Below are 15,973 nucleotides of genomic sequence, written 5' to 3' on the forward strand. Positions count from 1 at the left end.
CATGGCAACCCAAACGTCAGGGAAGGCCGATCAGCAGGCTCTCGATCGCGGTTTCATGGCGGCAGCGCTGAGACTCTCGCGCCGAAATGCCGGCCGCACCTCGACCAACCCTTCGGTCGGCACCATCATCGTTCGCGACGATGGCGCCGGGCCGATGATCGTCGGCACCGGCGTCACCGCTGTTGGCGGCCGGCCGCATGCCGAGACCGAGGCGCTGGCTGAAGCCGGCGAGTTGGCCCGCGGTGCCACCGCCTATGTCACGCTGGAGCCCTGCGCCCACCATGGCCGCACCCCGCCTTGCGCCAACGCGCTGGTCAATGCCGGAGTGGCGCGGGTCGTCGGCGCCGCCAGCGATCCCGATCCGCGCGTCTCCGGCAAAGGCTATGCCATCCTGCGCGCCGCCGGCATCGAAGTGGTCGAAAAGGTGCTGGCCGAGGAAGCCGCCGAGCAGATGGCCGGCTATTTGATTCGGTCCCTGAAAAAGCGCCCGGAAGTGATTCTGAAGCTTGCGCTTTCCAGCGACGGCAAGATCGGCAGGCACGGCGCCGGCCAGGTCGCGATCACCGGCGATGTCGCCCGCCGCGAAGTCTATCTGATGCGCGCCGAAGCCGATGGCATACTGGTCGGCATCGGCACGGCGCTGGAGGATGATCCGGCGCTCACCGTGCGGCTGCCGGGGCTGGAGAACCGCTCGCCGGCGCGCATCGTGCTCGACCGCCAGATCAGGCTGCCGGAAGCCTCGAAGCTGGTCTCCGGCACCGACCGAGTGCCGCTCTATGTCGCCGCGAGCCTGGGGGCCGATCCGCTGCGGCGGTCGGTGCTGGAGCGTGCCGGCGTGCGCTTCATCGGCACCGAAACCCATGAAGGCGGCGTGGCCTTGCCGGAACTGCTCGAGGATCTCGGCGCGCTCGGCATGGCCAGCGTTCTGGTCGAAGGCGGCGCCAAGGTAGCCAGCGCCTTCCTCGCCGAAGGACTGGTCGACCGCATCGTGCTGTTCCAGGGACCGGAAGCGATCGGCGAGGGCGGCATTGCATCGCCCATCGACGCCAACCATATCCCGGCAGGCTTCCGCAAATTGCGCGAGATGCGCTTCGCGGAAGACAGCTATGCCGAATGGGTGAGAGATATCTGAAATGTTCACTGGAATTGTCACCGATATCGGCACCGTCGCGGCCGTCAAGCCGCTGAGCGAAGGCGTCGGCCTGCGCATCGACACCGCGTATGATCCCGCGACCATCGCTATTGGCGCCTCGATCTCCTGCGGCGGCGTCTGCCTGACGGTGACGGCGCTGCCAGATGGCGGGTCCAACGCACGCTGGTTCGAGGTCGAAGCCTGGGAAGAGGCCCTCAGGCTGACCACGGCGTCGGGCTGGAAATCAGGCACCAAGGTCAATCTTGAGCGAGCACTGAAGATCGGCGACGAACTTGGCGGGCACATCGTGTCGGGCCATGTCGACGGCATGGCCGAAATCATCGAGCGCAAGGATGAAGGCGATGCCGTTCGCTTCACGCTGGAGGCGCCGCGCGAACTGGCAAAATTCATTGCCCCAAAAGGCTCCGTCGCACTCGACGGCACCTCGCTTACCGTCAACAAGGTCGAAGGCGCCCGTTTCGACGTGCTGTTGATCCACCATTCGCTGACCGTGACGACCTGGGGCGAGCGCAAGGTGGGCGACAAGGTCAACCTCGAGATCGACACCATGGCCCGCTACGCCGCGCGACTGGTCGAGGCGGTGAAAGAGGGGCTTTGAGCCCCCCTGGGAAATTAGACCGGGCCTGAGCGTCGGACAAAGCTTGCGAATGTGACCGCTTCAGCCTAAGTCACCGGTACCCCCGGAGACATTCATGGCAGGCACATCCCAACACGGCAAAGCGTTCATTCGCCCGAAGAAGAAGGCCCACCTTCTGATTATCGAGGCGCGCTTTCATGACGATCTTGCCGACGCGCTGCTCGACGGCGCGACGAGCGCGCTCGACGAAGCCGGCGCGACCTATGACGTCATCACCGTTCCCGGTTCGCTGGAAATTCCAGCAGTGATCACTTTTGCGCTCGACGGCATGGGCGAGGGCGGCAAGGACTATGATGGTTTTGTCGCGCTCGGCACCATCATTCGTGGCGACACTTATCATTTCGACATCGTCGCCAATGAATCGAGCCGCGCGCTGATGGATCTCTCGGTGCAGGAAGCGATTGCGATCGGCAACGGCATCCTGACCACCGAGAACGACGCGCAGGCCTGGACGCGCGCCAAGCGCTCGGAGGGCGACAAGGGCGGCTTTGCCGCGCGCGCGGCGCTGACCATGATCGCGCTCAAGGAGAAGCTGGGAGCGCAATCGTGAGCGAACCCGCTTCGCCCGGCCAGCCCGCGACACGCCATGCCAATAAGCGTGGCGCCGCCCGTCTGGCCGCCGTGCAGGCGCTTTACCAGATGGACGTGGCCGGCAGCGGCGTCTTCGAGATCACCGCCGAATACGAGGCGTTCCGGCTCGGCAAGGAAGTCGACGGCGCGCTTTATCGGGAGGCCGACGCGCAGTGGTTCCGCGCCATCCTGGCCGGCGTCGTCGAGAACCAGACGACCATCGATCCGATCATACGCCAGGCGCTGACGGAAGACTGGCCGCTGTCCAGACTCGATTCGACGTTGCGCGCCATCCTGCGCGCTGGCGTCTACGAACTGATGAAGCGCGACGACGTGCCGGTGGCCGTCATCGTTTCGGAATATGTCGACATCGCGAAGGCCTTCTACGAGGAAGACGAGCCGAAGCTGACCAACGCCGTGCTCGACCGTGTGTCGCGCCGGGTGCGGGGCGAGGGGCGCGGCAAGGACGCATTGTGACCGGCACCGTCGCCGGCGCAGCACGGGACGCGCGCCGCACGGCGATTATCCTGGCGACGTCGCAGGCGATTATCGGTTCGGCCGCGCCGATTGCCATTTCCATGGGCGGGCTGGCCGGGCAATATCTGCTTGGCCCCGATAAGTCGCTGGCAACGGCGCCAATCACCGGCTTCAACATCGGCGTGGCGCTCGGCGCGTTGCCGGCCGCGGCCATCATCCGTTGGCTCGGCCAGCGCGGCGGTTTCATGACCGGCACCATCGTCACCGCGCTTGGCGGCGTCATCTCCACGTTGGCTCTGTTCCACGCCAGCTTCTGGCTGTTCGCTTTCGCGCTGCTGGTGATCGGCGTCGGCGGCGCCTTCGTCCAGCAGTTCCGCTTCGCCGCCGCCGATAATGCTCCGCCCGAATTCAAGGCGCGCGCCATTTCCTTCGTGCTGGCCGGCGGCGTCATCACCGCGATTCTCGGGCCGCAGATCGTCATCTTCACCCGCGAATTGCTGGCGCCGGTGATGTTTGCCGGCTCGTTCGTGGCCATTCCGGTTCTGGCGGCGGCCGGCGCCATCATCCTGTCATTCCTGCGCATCCCGGCCAAGGCTCCCGGCCACGCGGAAGTCGCGTCAAGCGACGCCCGGCCGCTGTCCGAGATCGTCAGCCGGCCGCGTTTCGTCGCAGCACTGTTTTGCGCCGTCGGCAGCTATGCGCTGATGAGTTTCGTCATGACCGGCGCGCCGCTGGCCATGGTCGGCTGCGGCCTGTCGACGGACGACGCCACGCTCGGCATTTCCTGGCATGTGATGGCGATGTTTGCGCCGAGCTTCTTCACCGGATCACTGATCCATCGCTTCGGCGCCGAACGCATCGTCGCAACCGGCCTGGTCCTGCTCATCGGCTGCGCCGCGGTGGCATTGTCCGGCCTGCATTTGTGGCAGTTCTGGACGGCGCTGATCCTGCTTGGCCTCGGCTGGAATTTCGCCTTCATCGGCGCCACCTCCATGGTCGCCGACAGCTACCATCCGTCCGAAGAGAGCAAGGTGCAGGGCTTCCACGACTTCGTCCTGTTCGGCTCCGTCGCCTTCGCCTCGCTAATGTCGGGCGCCATCTACAATGCCTGGGGCTGGGAGATGCTGAACTGGCTGGTTTTCCCGGTCGTCGCCCTGTGTTTCGTCGCCCTTGGCGCGCTCAAACTGACCGGATCGCGCAAAGCCCGCGCCTGATCCGGTTCTATCTTTGGCTTGGCACGACGTGTCAGCATGGCGGCGGCCGAAATCGCGGCGACCGCACAAAATTATTGCGTCTGTACTCATTGTTATGAAACCGTGTGCCCCGACGGGGCGTTGAAGCCATGCTCATATGCGGCCACCGCATTTCGGTCCAAAGCAAGGGGTTTTCACAATGTTTTCAGTCAAGATTCTGGCCGGCGCGGCGTTGGCGCTCGGCATCACGGCCGCCTCCGCCAATGCCCAGGTGGTCGTCTCCTCGAAGATCGACACCGAGGGCGGCGTGCTCGGCAACATCATCCAGCTTGTGCTCAACGCCAACAACATCAAGACCACCGACCGCATCCAGCTCGGCGGCACGCCGGTGGTACGCAAGGCGATCACTGCCGGCGAGATCGACATCTATCCCGAGTACACCGGCAATGCCGCTTTCTTCTTCGAGAAGGCCGACGATCCGGTCTGGAAGGATGCCGCCAAGGCCTATGAGACCGCCAAGAAGCTCGACTATGACGCCAACAAGATCGTCTGGCTGTCGCCGTCACCGGCCAACAACACCTGGGCGATCGCGCTGCGCAAGGAGGTTGCCGAGACCAACAAGCTGGCGACCCTGACCGACTTCGGCAAATACGTCGCCGGCGGCGGCACGGTGATTTTGGCGGCGTCGGCTGAGTTCGTCAATTCGGCGGCAGCCCTGCCGGCGTTCCAGACCACATACGGCTTCACGCTGAAGCCCGAGCAGTTGATCACGCTTTCGGGCGGCGACACCGCCGCGACAATCGGTGCTGCCGCCAACCAGACCAACGGCGCCAACGCCGCCATGGTCTACGGCACCGACGGCGGCATCGCGCCGTCCGGCCTGGTCGTGCTCGCCGACGACAAGGGCGTGCAGCCGGTCTACCAGCCGGCGCCGATCATCCGCGAAGCGGTGCTGAAAGAGCATCCGGAGATCGAGACGCTGTTGAAGCCGGTGTTCGCCAAGCTCGACCTCGTCACGCTGCAGGAACTCAACGGCCGCGTCCAAGTCGGCGGCGAGCCGGTCAAGGGTGTCGCCGAGGACTTTTTGAAGAAGAACGGGTTTTTGAAGTAGTCAGCGCATAGCTGATCGTGACGCTGGTGCGAGACACCCCTCTCTGGAAGCTGCTGATCTCCCCCCTTGCGGGGGAGATGTCCGGCAGGACAGAGGGGGGTGCTGTCCCGCCGACCTCACAACCGGTAGCAGGTGCGTGCCTCGACAGGGTTGCTTCTGAACAGGCCGACGCTCGAAAGCTGGCGATCCTTCACACCCCCCTCTGGCCTGCCGGCCATCTCCCCCGCAAAGGGGGAGATCGGATTTCGCGTCGGCTTTCGCCGATCATCAGCGTAGTCTGCGCAACGTGGAAAATCGCTCCTCATGAGGGGCATCCATGACCCTGCGTTTCGACAAGCTCGGCATGGTTATCGCGGCGATCGTTGCCTATGCGGCGTTTCTGGCCCCGTTCGCCACCTTCCGCGCCAATCGTATCGTCCCCGGTCAGGCGCGCTCGATGCTGGAGGCGTTGCCCGCAACGATCGGGCCGCTGCTGCTGGCAGTCGTCGTCGTGGCCGCAATTGTTGCCTTGCTGAAAACCCCGCTTGGCCTGCGCCTGGCCGCAAGCGTCGTGGCGCTCGCCGCCCTTGCCATCCTGATCGGTGTCGCCGGCACCTTCCTGATGCCGGCCGGCAACACCTTCGCCCGCATCTCGCCGGCTTCCGGGTTCTGGCTGTTGATCTTTGCCTTCACATTGTTGCTCGCGGACGTGCTGACCAGGCTCAACCTGTCGCCACCGGCCCGCGTCGGCGTGCTCGTCGTCGCGGCGCTGGCCATCGGCTTGTTGCTGATATCGGGGCAGTGGGACAGCCTGTCGATCCTCAAGGAATATGCAAACCGCGCCGATAGTTTCTGGGCCGAAGGCTCCAAGCACATCACACTGGCGCTGGGGTCGCTGGCGGCGGCGGTGATCGTCGGCCTGCCGCTCGGCATTCTATGCCATCGCGTAGAACGGTTGCGCGCCGGTGTGCTCAACGTGCTCAACATCGTCCAGACCATACCCTCGATCGCGCTGTTCGGCCTGCTGATCGCGCCGCTCGGCTGGGTCGCCACCCATGTTCCGGGTGCCGCAGCGCTCGGTATCAGAGGCATCGGCACCGCGCCCGCCTTCGTTGCCTTGTTCCTCTATTCGCTGCTGCCGGTGGTGGCCAACACCGTGGTCGGGCTTGCCGGCGTACCCCGCGCGGCCAATGATGCAGCGCGCGGCATGGGCATGACCGATGGCCAGCGCCTGTTCGGCGTCGAGTTTCCGTTGGCCTTTCCGGTGATCCTCACCGGCATCCGCATCGTGCTGGTGCAGAACATCGGCCTGGCCACCATCGCAGCACTCATCGGCGGCGGCGGCTTCGGTGTGTTTGTGTTTCAGGGCGTTGGCCAGACGGCGATGGACCTGGTGCTGCTCGGCGCCGTGCCGACGGTGGCGCTGGCCTTCGCCGCGGCCATCATCCTCGACGCAGTGATCGAAATGACCGCCACCAGGCGCAGGGTTGAAACGGCATGATCGAGATCGAAGGCATTACCAAGCGCTATGACGCGACGACCGTGGTCGACGACGTGTCCATGGTCGTCGAGCCGCGCACGGTTTGCGTCATTGTCGGTACCTCCGGTTCCGGCAAGACGACGCTGCTGCGAATGATCAACCGGCTGGTCGAGCCGACCGCCGGCGTCATCAAGCTCGACGGCAACGACAACCGCTCGCTGCCCGGCTACGAACTGCGCCGCAGCATCGGCTACGCCATCCAGGGCCACGGCCTGTTCCCGCACCGCACCGTTGCGCAGAACATCGCCACCGTGCCGGTCCTGCTGGGCTGGGACAAGGACCGCATCAAGGCCCGCGTCGATGAGTTGATGACACTCTACCAGCTCGACCCCGAGGCCTATGGCCAGCGCTACCCGCACGAACTGTCCGGCGGGCAACAGCAGCGTGTCGGCGTCGCGCGCGCGCTCGCCGCCGAGCCCAATGTGCTTCTGATGGACGAGCCGTTCGGCGCACTCGACCCGATCATCCGCACCAAGGCGCAGGAAGATCTGCTGGCGATCCAGAAGCGCTTCGGCACCACCATCATCCTCGTCACCCACGACATGGAGGAGGCGGTCCATATGGGCGACAAGATCGCCGTCATGGATGCCGGAAAGCTGGTGCAATACGCCAAGCCGGAAGAGATCCTGGCGCGGCCGGCGAACGCCTTCGTCGAAACCCTGGTCGGCGCCAGCGAAAAGCCGTTCCGGCTCTTGTCGCTCGGCCGCGTGCGCGACGCCGTGGAAAAGGGGTCTGCCGAAGGCGAGGCGATCCCAGGCGACGCCAGCCAGCGCGACGCGCTGGCCGAGCTTCTGTGGTCGGGCCGGCCGGCGCTGCCGGTCAAGGGCGAAGACGGCAAGCCTCTCGGCCGCGTCACCGTCGACGGGCTGGTGAAGCGCGCGGCGAGACCGGCATGAAAGGGGCCGGTCTAAAAGCCTGGCTGCCTTCGCTGCTCAGGCTTGCCCTGGTGGTGCTTCTCATAGCCTTCGTTACCAATCCCGGCTGGTTCGAGCCGCTGTTGAAGCCGCTGACCGAAAACAATGCGCCGGCGATCTACAATCAGGGCAGCCTGCTGACGCTGACCCTGCTGCATCTCAGGACCGTGCTGATCGCTACCGTCGCCGCAACCATCGTTGCCGTGGCGCTTGCCATCCTGGTGACCAGGCCGGCGGGCGCCGAATTCCTGCCGCTGTCGCGCAGTCTGGTCAATATCGGCCAGACCTTTCCGCCGGTGGCGGTGCTGGCGCTGGCGGTGCCCGCCGTCGGTTTCGGCGAGAAGCCGACGCTGATTGCGCTGTTTCTCTACGGCCTGCTGCCGATCTTCGAGAACGCGCTGACCGGCCTAACGACGCTGCAGGGCAACATCATGGAGGCCGCGCGCGGCGCCGGCATGACCGGCTGGCAAAGGCTGATCAAGGTTGAATTGCCGCTGAGTGCGCCGATCATTCTGGGCGGCATAAGGCTGTCGGTGGTGATCAGCCTGGCCACGGCGACGATCGGTTCGACGGTTGCCGCCAAGACGCTGGGCGAGGTGATCATCGCCGGCCTGCTGTCCAACAATCTCGCCTTCGTCCTGCAAGGCGGCCTGATCGTCGCGGCGCTGGCGGTGCTGATCTATGACGGACTGTCCGCCATCGAGCGCTATACGGCGCGCAAGATGGGGCAGGAGACTGGCGACTGACCTTCGCTGGACTGCGGGCAAAGCATTGACTGACGCGGCGTCATTTCAATCGATCTAATAGCAGGGCATCGGCAATGGGAATGTTGTGGCCTAAACCTTTTGGCTGAAAGCGGGGCAAAAACCGAACAATATCTTGACGTTCCGAGCCGTGTTTCGCATACACCGCTGCGAAGGACGGATTCCGCCTAGGCTTATCCGCTCCCCGCACCAACGGCCCAGGGAGGGGTTCTTTTGGGCCATCAATCGAGGAAAATTCGGCAATGACCATCATTTCTGCCGTCATCGCCTGCGGCTTGCTTTCAATCCTTTACGCCATCTGGGCGACACGATCGGTTCTTGCAGCCGATCAGGGCAATGCACGCATGCAGGAAATCTCCGCCGCCATCCGCGAAGGCGCGCAGGCCTATCTGGCGCGCCAGTACACCACCATCGCCATCGTCGGCGTGGTCGTGCTCGTGCTCGCCTGGTGGCTGCTTTCGATCACCGCCGCAGTCGGCTTCCTGATCGGCGCCGTGCTCTCGGGCGCCGCCGGTTTCATCGGCATGCACGTCTCGGTGCGCGCCAATGTGCGCACCGCGCAGGCGGCGTCCAACAGCCTCGCCGCCGGTCTCGACATCGCCTTCAAGTCGGGCGCCATCACCGGTATGCTGGTGGCTGGCCTCGCGCTGCTCGGCGTGTCGATTTACTACTATATCCTGACCGGCCCGATGGGCCTGCAGCCCAATGACCGCATCGTCATCGATGCGCTGGTTTCGCTCGGGTTCGGCGCATCGCTGATCTCGATCTTCGCCCGTCTGGGCGGCGGCATCTTCACCAAGGGCGCCGACGTCGGCGGCGATCTCGTAGGCAAGGTCGAAGCCGGTATTCCCGAAGACGATCCGCGCAACCCGGCCACCATCGCCGACAATGTCGGCGACAATGTCGGTGACTGCGCCGGCATGGCCGCCGACCTCTTCGAAACCTATGCGGTGACCGTCGTCGCCACCATGGTGCTGGCCGCCATCTTCTTCGGCGGAACCGCCGCTCTGGGTGCGGCGATGCTCTATCCGCTCGCTATCTGCGGTGCCTGCATCCTGACCTCGATCGTCGGCACCTTCTTCGTCAAGCTCGGTTCCAACGGCTCGATCATGGGCGCCCTCTACAAAGGCCTGATCGTCACCGGCCTGCTGTCGATCGTCGGTCTCGGTGTCGCTACCTCGGCAACCGTCGGCTGGGGCGAGGTCGGCACCGTCGCCGGCATGACCATCATCGGCAAGAACCTGTTCATCTGCGGCCTGATCGGTCTCGTTGTGACCGGTCTCATCGTGGTGATCACCGAATACTATACCGGCACCAACAAGCGCCCGGTGAACTCCATCGCCCAGGCCTCGGTGACCGGTCACGGCACCAACGTCATCCAGGGACTTGCGGTGTCGCTGGAATCGACCGCACTGCCGGCAATCGTCATCGTCGGCGGCATCATCTCGACCTACCAGCTCGCCGGCCTGTTCGGGACGGCGATCGCGGTCACCACCATGCTCGGCCTGGCCGGCATGATCGTCGCCCTCGACGCCTTCGGCCCGGTCACCGACAATGCCGGCGGCATTGCCGAAATGGCCGGCCTGCCCAAGGAAGTGCGCCACTCCACCGACGCGCTCGACGCGGTCGGCAACACCACCAAGGCGGTGACCAAGGGCTATGCCATCGGTTCGGCCGGTCTTGGCGCGCTGGTGCTGTTTGCGGCCTATTCGAACGATTTGAAGTTCTTTGCCGCCAATGGCGACAAATATCCATACTTCCAGGGCATGGGCGATGTCTCCTTCGACCTCTCCAATCCCTATGTTGTCGCCGGCCTGATCTTTGGCGGCCTGATCCCGTACCTGTTCGGCGGCATCGCCATGACGGCCGTCGGCCGCGCGGCGGGCGCCATCGTCGAGGAGGTGCGCAAGCAGTTCCGCGAGGATCCGGGCATCATGGCCGGCACCTCCAAGCCGAACTATGCCCGCGCCGTCGACCTTCTGACCAAGGCGGCGATCCGCGAAATGATCATCCCCTCGCTGCTGCCGGTGCTGGCGCCGCTCGTCGTCTATTTCGGCGTGCAGCTGATCTCGGGCTCCAAGGCGTCCGCCTTTGCGGCACTCGGCGCCTCGTTGCTCGGCGTCATCGTCAACGGCCTGTTCGTCGCCATCTCGATGACTTCGGGCGGCGGCGCCTGGGACAATGCCAAGAAGTCGTTCGAGGACGGTTTTGTCGACAAGGACGGCGTCAAGCACCTCAAGGGGTCCGAAGCGCACAAGGCTTCGGTCACCGGCGACACGGTTGGCGATCCCTACAAGGACACCGCCGGCCCGGCGGTCAACCCGGCAATCAAGATCACCAACATCGTGGCGCTTCTGCTGCTGGCCGTGCTCGCGCACGGCTAAGGCAACGCCACTGCTTCAGGAACAAACCCGCGGGAGCGATCCCGCGGGTTTTTGTTTGAGATTTACGCTAGTGGCAGTCAACCCTCATCCGGCTCGGTCCCCACATCGCCGCGCTTGCGGTAGCGATCCAGCAATTCGCTCACGCCAGGTTCGCGCTCAGGCATCGGCGCCAGGCCACGCAGGCGCCGCAGCTTGGCAAGGAAGGCGCCTCGCTTATACTTGCGGCGGAAGGCGCGGGCGCGGGGATGGATGCCAAGAGCCGCCATCAGCCTGCGCCTGAGATAACTCGATGCCGCCAGGCGAATGGGTTCGCCCGCGCAGCCAAGGATTTTCACGCGCAAGGCGTCCGGCGTCTGCATGGCATCCAGAAGATCCTTCTGTTCCTGCGCATTGTCGCCGAGATAGGAACCCTTGCGTATGCCGGAATGCAACTTGATCACCGTGAGGTGCGGCATCGTCGCGATCACCGCGCCCTTTCGCCATGCCCGAAACAGCCAGTCCTGCGAGCTTTCGCAAAAGCACTGGCTGGCGGGTCGCCAAGGTCCGAGCAGGCTGAACGAAGCGCGGCGAAACATGTGTGCCGAGCCAAATCCTTCCGTCGTGACGGGGTCGTAAAAACCATCCTTGCCGATCCCGAAGATCGAATTGACAGGATTGCCGGCCGCCGACGGCGGCTGGATGACGGCACCGCGCGCCAGCACCACGTCGGCGCCCGAGGCGTCGATCCAGCCGGTCATCGCCGCCAAATGGTCGGGAAACCACAGATCGTCGTGGTTGAGCAAGGCGACGAAGCGGCCACGCGCCCTGGCAAAGCCGATATTGTTGGGACCGGACTGTTCGCCGAAATTGACAGGAAGATCGATGTAGACGATGCGGGCATCGTCAAATTCAGCGACAACGGCCGCCGTATCCGGCCTGCAACCGTCGCCGATGACCAAGGCTTCCCAGTCTTGCAACGTCTGGCGCATGACGCTGGTCAATGCCTGCCGCAGTGCTGCCGGCCGGTTGTGCGTCGCGATCACGATCGAAACCAGCGGTTCGCCGCCGGCCTGATCGCGCTGCGCCGATGCTTCCACGCTACACCAGTCTGTAGGGAATGTGGTCGGTGTCTGGCGGCAGGCGCCAATGGTCGGGCTGATCGTAGGCATAGGCCTTGTCGACGAGGTTGAGCAGCACCGCCGTCTCCGCTCCGAGCGAAACAACACCGTGCCATATTCCGGGTGGAATGATGACGACCGCCGGGCGCAACGGGCCGATAATCTTGTGCCAGACGGCGCCGAAGGTCGGCGAGGCCTTGCGTCCGTCAAACAGCGAAATGCGAACGCTGCCGACGCAGCAGAACAGCCGGTCGGTCGTCACCGCATGGGCATGCCAGCCCGTCACCGCGCCGGGATACAAGGTGCGTTGGAAGACCTGGCGGACCGGCTCCGAATCGAGCTCCCACTCCTCGCGAAAGATCTCGGTCAGATAGCCGGTGGAGGTTGCGACCGGCCTGATCTCCTTGACCCTCACGCCATCGATCGTCACCGGCTCGATGGGCATCCAGTCAGGCGTGACCACTTGGCTGTCAGCCGTTCCGGTCGCCATCCAGCCTGTCGGTTTTGTCCGGGTTTTTTCCGGCACGGATGCTCCTCCCAATTCAGCGTGATGCGCCATTGGCCAGCACGGTCTGATACGAATTTGACCGGTCGCTGGCAAGTACGCGTCAAGGTTTGCTGATAGGTTTCGACCTCACGGCACTTGATGTTTCCGACGCAATTGGAGGGCCGCATTGCCCAAAACATCGTTCCATCCTACCCAAGCCCGGACCGTCCGCCTGCTTTAATACCCCGGCCATTGGCCAGGACATTGCAATAGGCGCGGTGTCGGGCTCGCCTCTGCGGCGATTTTGGCCAGGGAAACGACATTCGGGCAGGGAAAAGACATGGACATTTTCTTGATGGCGGCTTCGCTTGCGCTGGCTGGAATTATTGCCGGCATCTACGTCTGGGGCGTAATCCACGATTTTCGCATCGATGATCTTACCGCCGGCCAGTACATGGCCATGCATCAGATGCGCGACCGGACGTTTACCCGGGTGATGCCGTTCGTCAGGCTGACGACGCTGGTGCTGATCGCGGCGATGGCGATGTTTGCGGTCGATGCCGGCCTGCCGCGCATCCTGACCATCGTCGCCGCGGCGCTGGTGGTGATCGACATTGGCTTCACCGTCAGCCGTCAGGTGCCGCTCAACAAACAGGTGCAGAGCTGGACGCCGGTGACCATCCCCGATGATTGGGCGCAGACGCGCGACAGCTGGGCGGCCAACCACAATTTGCGCCTTGTGCTTGGACTGGCCGAATACGCCTGCCTGTTTGCCGCGGTCATCCTGACGCTCAGCCGGTGATTCAGTTTTTACGGAACGCCGCGGCATGGGTCGCCACTTCTGCCGGCCGCCGCCGTTGAAAACAGGAGTATTGCCATGCTGCATCACGCTTCATTCAACGCCCGCGATCCGCAGGCCGTCGCCAGCGTCCTTGCCGAAATGCTTGTCGCCACCGCGGTTCGTGCGCCGTCGCCGCCATTTCCTGAGGGCGCATGGTTTGTCTGCCTCGGCGACGATTTCGGCTCGCTGATCGAAATCCTGCCGTGCGGCACGGTTCTGGACCAGCAAGCGCCGCTCGGCATCGGCTTCGACCCGAACATGCGCCTGCGCTCCGGCTCGCATGTGCTGCTCAGCACGCCCAATTCGACCGAAACCATCCAGGGCATTGCCGCCCGCATGGGCTGGCATAGCGAGCTGATCGATGCCCGCCTGTTCAAGGTGCTCAAGGTCTGGGTCGAGGACGAAACCCTCGTCGAATTCCTGACGCCCGAGATCGCACCGCTGTACCGCGCGACATTCGGCTGGGGTGGCATGGCGACACTCGACGCCAAGCTGCGCGAGCTGGAGAGCCAGATGGCGGCAGCGCTTGCCGCCAAGGCCGCGAACCAGTCGGGCCGCAAGGATGAGCAACCGGCCGGTGCAATGAGTCCTTGAGCACCGGGGGGCGCCTTCTGCTGACCTCCCGAGGAGAGTTCCCAAACGGCCGCCGAGGTCAACCGGCGCCGGCGCTGTCGCCGGCTTCCGCCTTCAGCCAGTTGATGAACGATCTGGCAGGCTCCCAGGCGGAGATGGACGGGTGCACGACGACGTAGTGGTTCCAGTTCGTCGGTATGTCCGTGGTCAGGAGGCGGACGAGCCTGCCGGTGCGCAAATCGCTCTCGACCAGCGACTTCCTCGCGATAGCGACGCCCAGACCGCTCGCCGCCGCTTCGACCGCCAACAAGGTGCCATTCAGATTCATGCCGTCGCCAACCGTATCCAGCGGCAGATTGTTTCTCTCGAACCAGTGGCGCCAATTGGCGCCACTCTCGTCATTTTCGGCCGTCGTGTCGAGGATGCGGAACAGTCGCAGCACATCGTGCTGGTCTCTGACCGGGCCGTTGGCGGCGAGATAGTCGGGACTGACGACAGGAAAGATCGCATCTGCCATCAGCCATTCGGTCTCGACGGCCGGATAGTGTCCGCCGCCGAAGCGCAATGCGATGTCGACTGTTCGCTGCGAAAGGTCGACGACTGCGAGATCCGCATTGATGTCGATCTCTGTTTCGGGATGCTTTTTGCGAAACCTGTGCAGGCGCGGGGCCAGCCAGCGCACGGCATGCGAAGGAATGGCAGTGACCCTCAGCCTCGTGCGCTCGTTGCGCGCGACACTCGCGATCGTGCTCTGGATTTCCAGCAATGCGCGTCGCACGCCCGCGGACAATCTTTCGCCTTCAAGCGTTAGTTCGACGCGGCGGACATGGCGGGTGAACAGAAGCACGCCGAGATCGGCTTCGAGATCGGCGATGCGGTGGCTGAGCGCGCTTGGCGTAACATTCAGCTCATCGCCGGCGCGCTTGAAGCTGCCCAGCCGGGCAATGACCTCGAAAGCACGAATGGATTCCAGTTGTGGAAGCCGTCTTGTCATTTGCCGTTACCCGATCCTGCCCATGGGTTCCTTAGCATGAATGAACAAATCTCATCCATAGCTTCGTAAATAGTCTTTTGTCCAAGTGCGCAAATCATTGTAGCCATCCAGTGCCCCCCGATTGCCGCCGTCGGATGAGAGGCCGTTCATGGAACGAGCCTCGACTACGAACGACAGTGAAATGAAGACAATCGCTTGGGAGTACCCCATGACTATTCGACCCCCCGAGTTTGCGTATGCGCGCTTTTCGACCGCCATGTGGCCGCGAGCGGAATGGCGAAACGTCTATTGCGACCTGTTGCGCCGGATGGTGACCGACATGGATTTTAACGTCACGGAGGAAAAGCTCTCCGTCGACGCGACCATCCTGCGGCTGCCGGGCGTCGGCATTGCCGATTCGAGGACCACCGCCTTCCGCACCATCCGTTCCCGCGCCATGGCCAAGGGGACCGATGATTACATTTTCTTCATGTGTCTGGAGGGCGCTGCCACCTTCTCGCATCTCGGCCGCGAGGCCAGCATCGAGGCCGGCCAGGCAATCCTTCTGTCCTCCTCTGATCCGCATGTGATCGAGCGGGCGATGTCGCATCATCTCTTCATCACCATCCCCAAGGCAGCCCTCGGGCCCATGGCTGCGAATGCGGATGCCGCCCTGATGACGCCGATGTCATGCGTGGGCGAAAAGTTCTTGCTGCTGACCAGCTATGTCCGTCTGCTGATGCAGGAGCCGAACCTGGCCGCGTCCGAATTGCGCTGGCTTGCCGCCAAGCACATACAGGACCTTGTCGCGGTCGTGGTCGGGGCAACGCAGGACGCCACCGAGGTCGCCGCAGGCCGCGGCATACGCGCCGCGCGGCTGCGCGCCATCAAAGCCGATATCGAAAGCAATCTGGCTTCCGGCGATGTCGGGTCGGACGCGCTGGCCGGGCGCCACCGCGTCAGCGCGCGCTATATCAGAAAGCTGTTCGAGGGTGAGGGTACCTCGCTGTCGCAGTTCGTGCTTGGCCGGCGGCTGGCGCTGGTTTGCAGCAAGCTATCCGACCTGCGCCTGGCACACCGCACCATCGGCGCCATCGCCTTCGACGCCGGCTTCGGCGATCTCTCGACCTTCAACCACGCCTTCCGCCGGCATTTCGGCATGACGCCTTCGGAAGCGCGGCAGAGTGCGGCTGTGCACCGCGCCTCGCTGGAGCCCGGCGGCCGAACAGGCCACGCGCGGCAAAGCGCGACGGGTGTTGCGGCCGCATAACCTCAAAACA

The 15,973-nt window shown here is 64.2% G+C and carries 16 protein-coding genes; 13 read left to right on the forward strand and 3 right to left on the reverse strand.

Annotation, left to right across the window (positions count from 1 at the left end; genetic code table 11):
• The first annotated feature begins 1 nt into the window (after position 1).
• The 10 genes from ribD (at position 2) to NKI10_RS14870 (ending at position 10,722) form a co-directional block, all read left to right on the forward strand.
• Positions 2-1,132: a bifunctional diaminohydroxyphosphoribosylaminopyrimidine deaminase/5-amino-6-(5-phosphoribosylamino)uracil reductase RibD gene (gene ribD / locus NKI10_RS14825; protein WP_352860676.1), complete on the forward strand. Its 1,131-nt coding sequence runs from the start codon at positions 2-4 to the stop codon at positions 1,130-1,132.
• 1 nt (position 1,133) lies between these two features.
• Complete coding sequence (locus NKI10_RS14830; RefSeq protein WP_023815664.1) at positions 1,134-1,751, forward strand: riboflavin synthase; 618 nt, start codon at positions 1,134-1,136, stop codon at positions 1,749-1,751.
• A gap of 94 nt (positions 1,752-1,845) precedes the next feature.
• Positions 1,846-2,340: a 6,7-dimethyl-8-ribityllumazine synthase gene (gene ribH / locus NKI10_RS14835; RefSeq protein ID WP_023669354.1), complete on the forward strand. Its 495-nt coding sequence runs from the start codon at positions 1,846-1,848 to the stop codon at positions 2,338-2,340.
• Positions 2,337-2,837, forward strand: coding sequence for a transcription antitermination factor NusB (gene nusB / locus NKI10_RS14840; RefSeq protein WP_023669355.1), 501 nt, complete (start codon positions 2,337-2,339; stop codon positions 2,835-2,837). The genes ribH and nusB overlap by 4 nt, the downstream gene beginning before the upstream one ends.
• Positions 2,834-4,051: an MFS transporter gene (locus NKI10_RS14845; protein ID WP_352860678.1), complete on the forward strand. Its 1,218-nt coding sequence runs from the start codon at positions 2,834-2,836 to the stop codon at positions 4,049-4,051. Before nusB ends, NKI10_RS14845 begins: the two co-directional genes overlap by 4 nt.
• Positions 4,052-4,229: 178 nt before the next feature.
• Positions 4,230-5,141: a glycine betaine ABC transporter substrate-binding protein OsmF gene (osmF, locus tag NKI10_RS14850; RefSeq protein WP_352860680.1), complete on the forward strand. Its 912-nt coding sequence runs from the start codon at positions 4,230-4,232 to the stop codon at positions 5,139-5,141.
• Between the two features lie 316 nt (positions 5,142-5,457).
• Positions 5,458-6,621 (forward strand): ABC transporter permease, encoded by a 1,164-nt coding sequence (locus NKI10_RS14855; RefSeq protein WP_023826074.1) that lies wholly within the window; start codon positions 5,458-5,460, stop codon positions 6,619-6,621.
• Positions 6,618-7,556, forward strand: a complete 939-nt coding sequence (locus NKI10_RS14860; RefSeq protein WP_352860682.1) for an ABC transporter ATP-binding protein — start codon at positions 6,618-6,620, stop codon at positions 7,554-7,556. Before NKI10_RS14855 ends, NKI10_RS14860 begins: the two co-directional genes overlap by 4 nt.
• Positions 7,553-8,320, forward strand: coding sequence for an ABC transporter permease (locus NKI10_RS14865; protein ID WP_023700549.1), 768 nt, complete (start codon positions 7,553-7,555; stop codon positions 8,318-8,320). The genes NKI10_RS14860 and NKI10_RS14865 overlap by 4 nt, the downstream gene beginning before the upstream one ends.
• A 260-nt stretch (positions 8,321-8,580) precedes the next feature.
• Positions 8,581-10,722: a sodium-translocating pyrophosphatase gene (locus tag NKI10_RS14870; RefSeq protein ID WP_023689501.1), complete on the forward strand. Its 2,142-nt coding sequence runs from the start codon at positions 8,581-8,583 to the stop codon at positions 10,720-10,722.
• A gap of 77 nt (positions 10,723-10,799) precedes the next feature.
• On the opposite strand, the gene NKI10_RS14875 is transcribed toward NKI10_RS14870, so the two are convergent.
• Together NKI10_RS14875 and NKI10_RS14880 are read right to left on the reverse strand one after the other, a co-directional pair.
• On the reverse strand, positions 10,800-11,798 hold the full coding sequence (locus NKI10_RS14875; protein ID WP_352860684.1) for a glycosyltransferase family 2 protein: 999 nt from the start codon (positions 11,796-11,798) through the stop codon (positions 10,800-10,802).
• Position 11,799: 1 nt separating this feature from the next.
• The gene (locus NKI10_RS14880; RefSeq protein ID WP_352860686.1) at positions 11,800-12,345 is read right to left on the reverse strand and encodes a dTDP-4-dehydrorhamnose 3,5-epimerase family protein; all 546 of its coding nucleotides are present in this window, start codon (positions 12,343-12,345) and stop codon (positions 11,800-11,802) included.
• Between the two features lie 301 nt (positions 12,346-12,646).
• Between NKI10_RS14880 and NKI10_RS14885 the strand changes: the two genes are divergently transcribed.
• Both NKI10_RS14885 and NKI10_RS14890 read left to right on the forward strand, forming a co-directional pair.
• Positions 12,647-13,108, forward strand: coding sequence for an anthrone oxygenase family protein (locus NKI10_RS14885; RefSeq protein WP_352860687.1), 462 nt, complete (start codon positions 12,647-12,649; stop codon positions 13,106-13,108).
• A 75-nt stretch (positions 13,109-13,183) separates the two neighbouring features.
• Complete coding sequence (locus NKI10_RS14890) at positions 13,184-13,741, forward strand: hypothetical protein (protein ID WP_352521820.1); 558 nt, start codon at positions 13,184-13,186, stop codon at positions 13,739-13,741.
• A 58-nt stretch (positions 13,742-13,799) separates the two neighbouring features.
• Here the strand turns inward: NKI10_RS14890 and NKI10_RS14895 are convergent, their stop codons facing one another.
• The gene (locus tag NKI10_RS14895) at positions 13,800-14,714 is read right to left on the reverse strand and encodes a LysR substrate-binding domain-containing protein (protein WP_023669366.1); all 915 of its coding nucleotides are present in this window, start codon (positions 14,712-14,714) and stop codon (positions 13,800-13,802) included.
• 208 nt (positions 14,715-14,922) lie between these two features.
• Here NKI10_RS14895 and NKI10_RS14900 point away from each other — a divergent pair, with 208 nt between their 5' ends.
• Positions 14,923-15,963 carry a helix-turn-helix domain-containing protein gene (locus NKI10_RS14900; protein WP_352535650.1) on the forward strand — a complete coding sequence of 347 codons (1,041 nt, stop codon included), beginning with the start codon at positions 14,923-14,925 and terminating at the stop codon, positions 15,961-15,963.
• Positions 15,964-15,973: the final 10 nt, after the last annotated feature.

It is taken from the genome of Mesorhizobium sp. M0802, assembly GCF_040320115.1.
Lineage (GTDB): Bacteria > Pseudomonadota > Alphaproteobacteria > Rhizobiales > Rhizobiaceae > Mesorhizobium.

Bases quoted from the DNA above. Each gene is read 5' to 3' on its own strand.
- ribD (WP_352860676.1), top strand. From the start codon at position 2: ATGGCAACCCAAACGTCAGGGAAGGCCGATCAGCAGGCTCTCGATCGC.
- NKI10_RS14830 (WP_023815664.1), top strand. From the start codon at position 1,134: ATGTTCACTGGAATTGTCACCGATATCGGCACCGTCGCGGCCGTCAAG.
- ribH (WP_023669354.1), top strand. From the start codon at position 1,846: ATGGCAGGCACATCCCAACACGGCAAAGCGTTCATTCGCCCGAAGAAG.
- osmF (WP_352860680.1), top strand. From the start codon at position 4,230: ATGTTTTCAGTCAAGATTCTGGCCGGCGCGGCGTTGGCGCTCGGCATC.
- NKI10_RS14855 (WP_023826074.1), top strand. From the start codon at position 5,458: ATGACCCTGCGTTTCGACAAGCTCGGCATGGTTATCGCGGCGATCGTT.
- NKI10_RS14860 (WP_352860682.1), top strand. From the start codon at position 6,618: ATGATCGAGATCGAAGGCATTACCAAGCGCTATGACGCGACGACCGTG.
- NKI10_RS14865 (WP_023700549.1), top strand. From the start codon at position 7,553: ATGAAAGGGGCCGGTCTAAAAGCCTGGCTGCCTTCGCTGCTCAGGCTT.
- NKI10_RS14870 (WP_023689501.1), top strand. From the start codon at position 8,581: ATGACCATCATTTCTGCCGTCATCGCCTGCGGCTTGCTTTCAATCCTT.
- NKI10_RS14885 (WP_352860687.1), top strand. From the start codon at position 12,647: ATGGACATTTTCTTGATGGCGGCTTCGCTTGCGCTGGCTGGAATTATT.
- NKI10_RS14890 (WP_352521820.1), top strand. From the start codon at position 13,184: ATGCTGCATCACGCTTCATTCAACGCCCGCGATCCGCAGGCCGTCGCC.
- NKI10_RS14895 (WP_023669366.1), bottom strand. From the start codon at position 14,714: ATGACAAGACGGCTTCCACAACTGGAATCCATTCGTGCTTTCGAGGTC.
- NKI10_RS14900 (WP_352535650.1), top strand. From the start codon at position 14,923: ATGACTATTCGACCCCCCGAGTTTGCGTATGCGCGCTTTTCGACCGCC.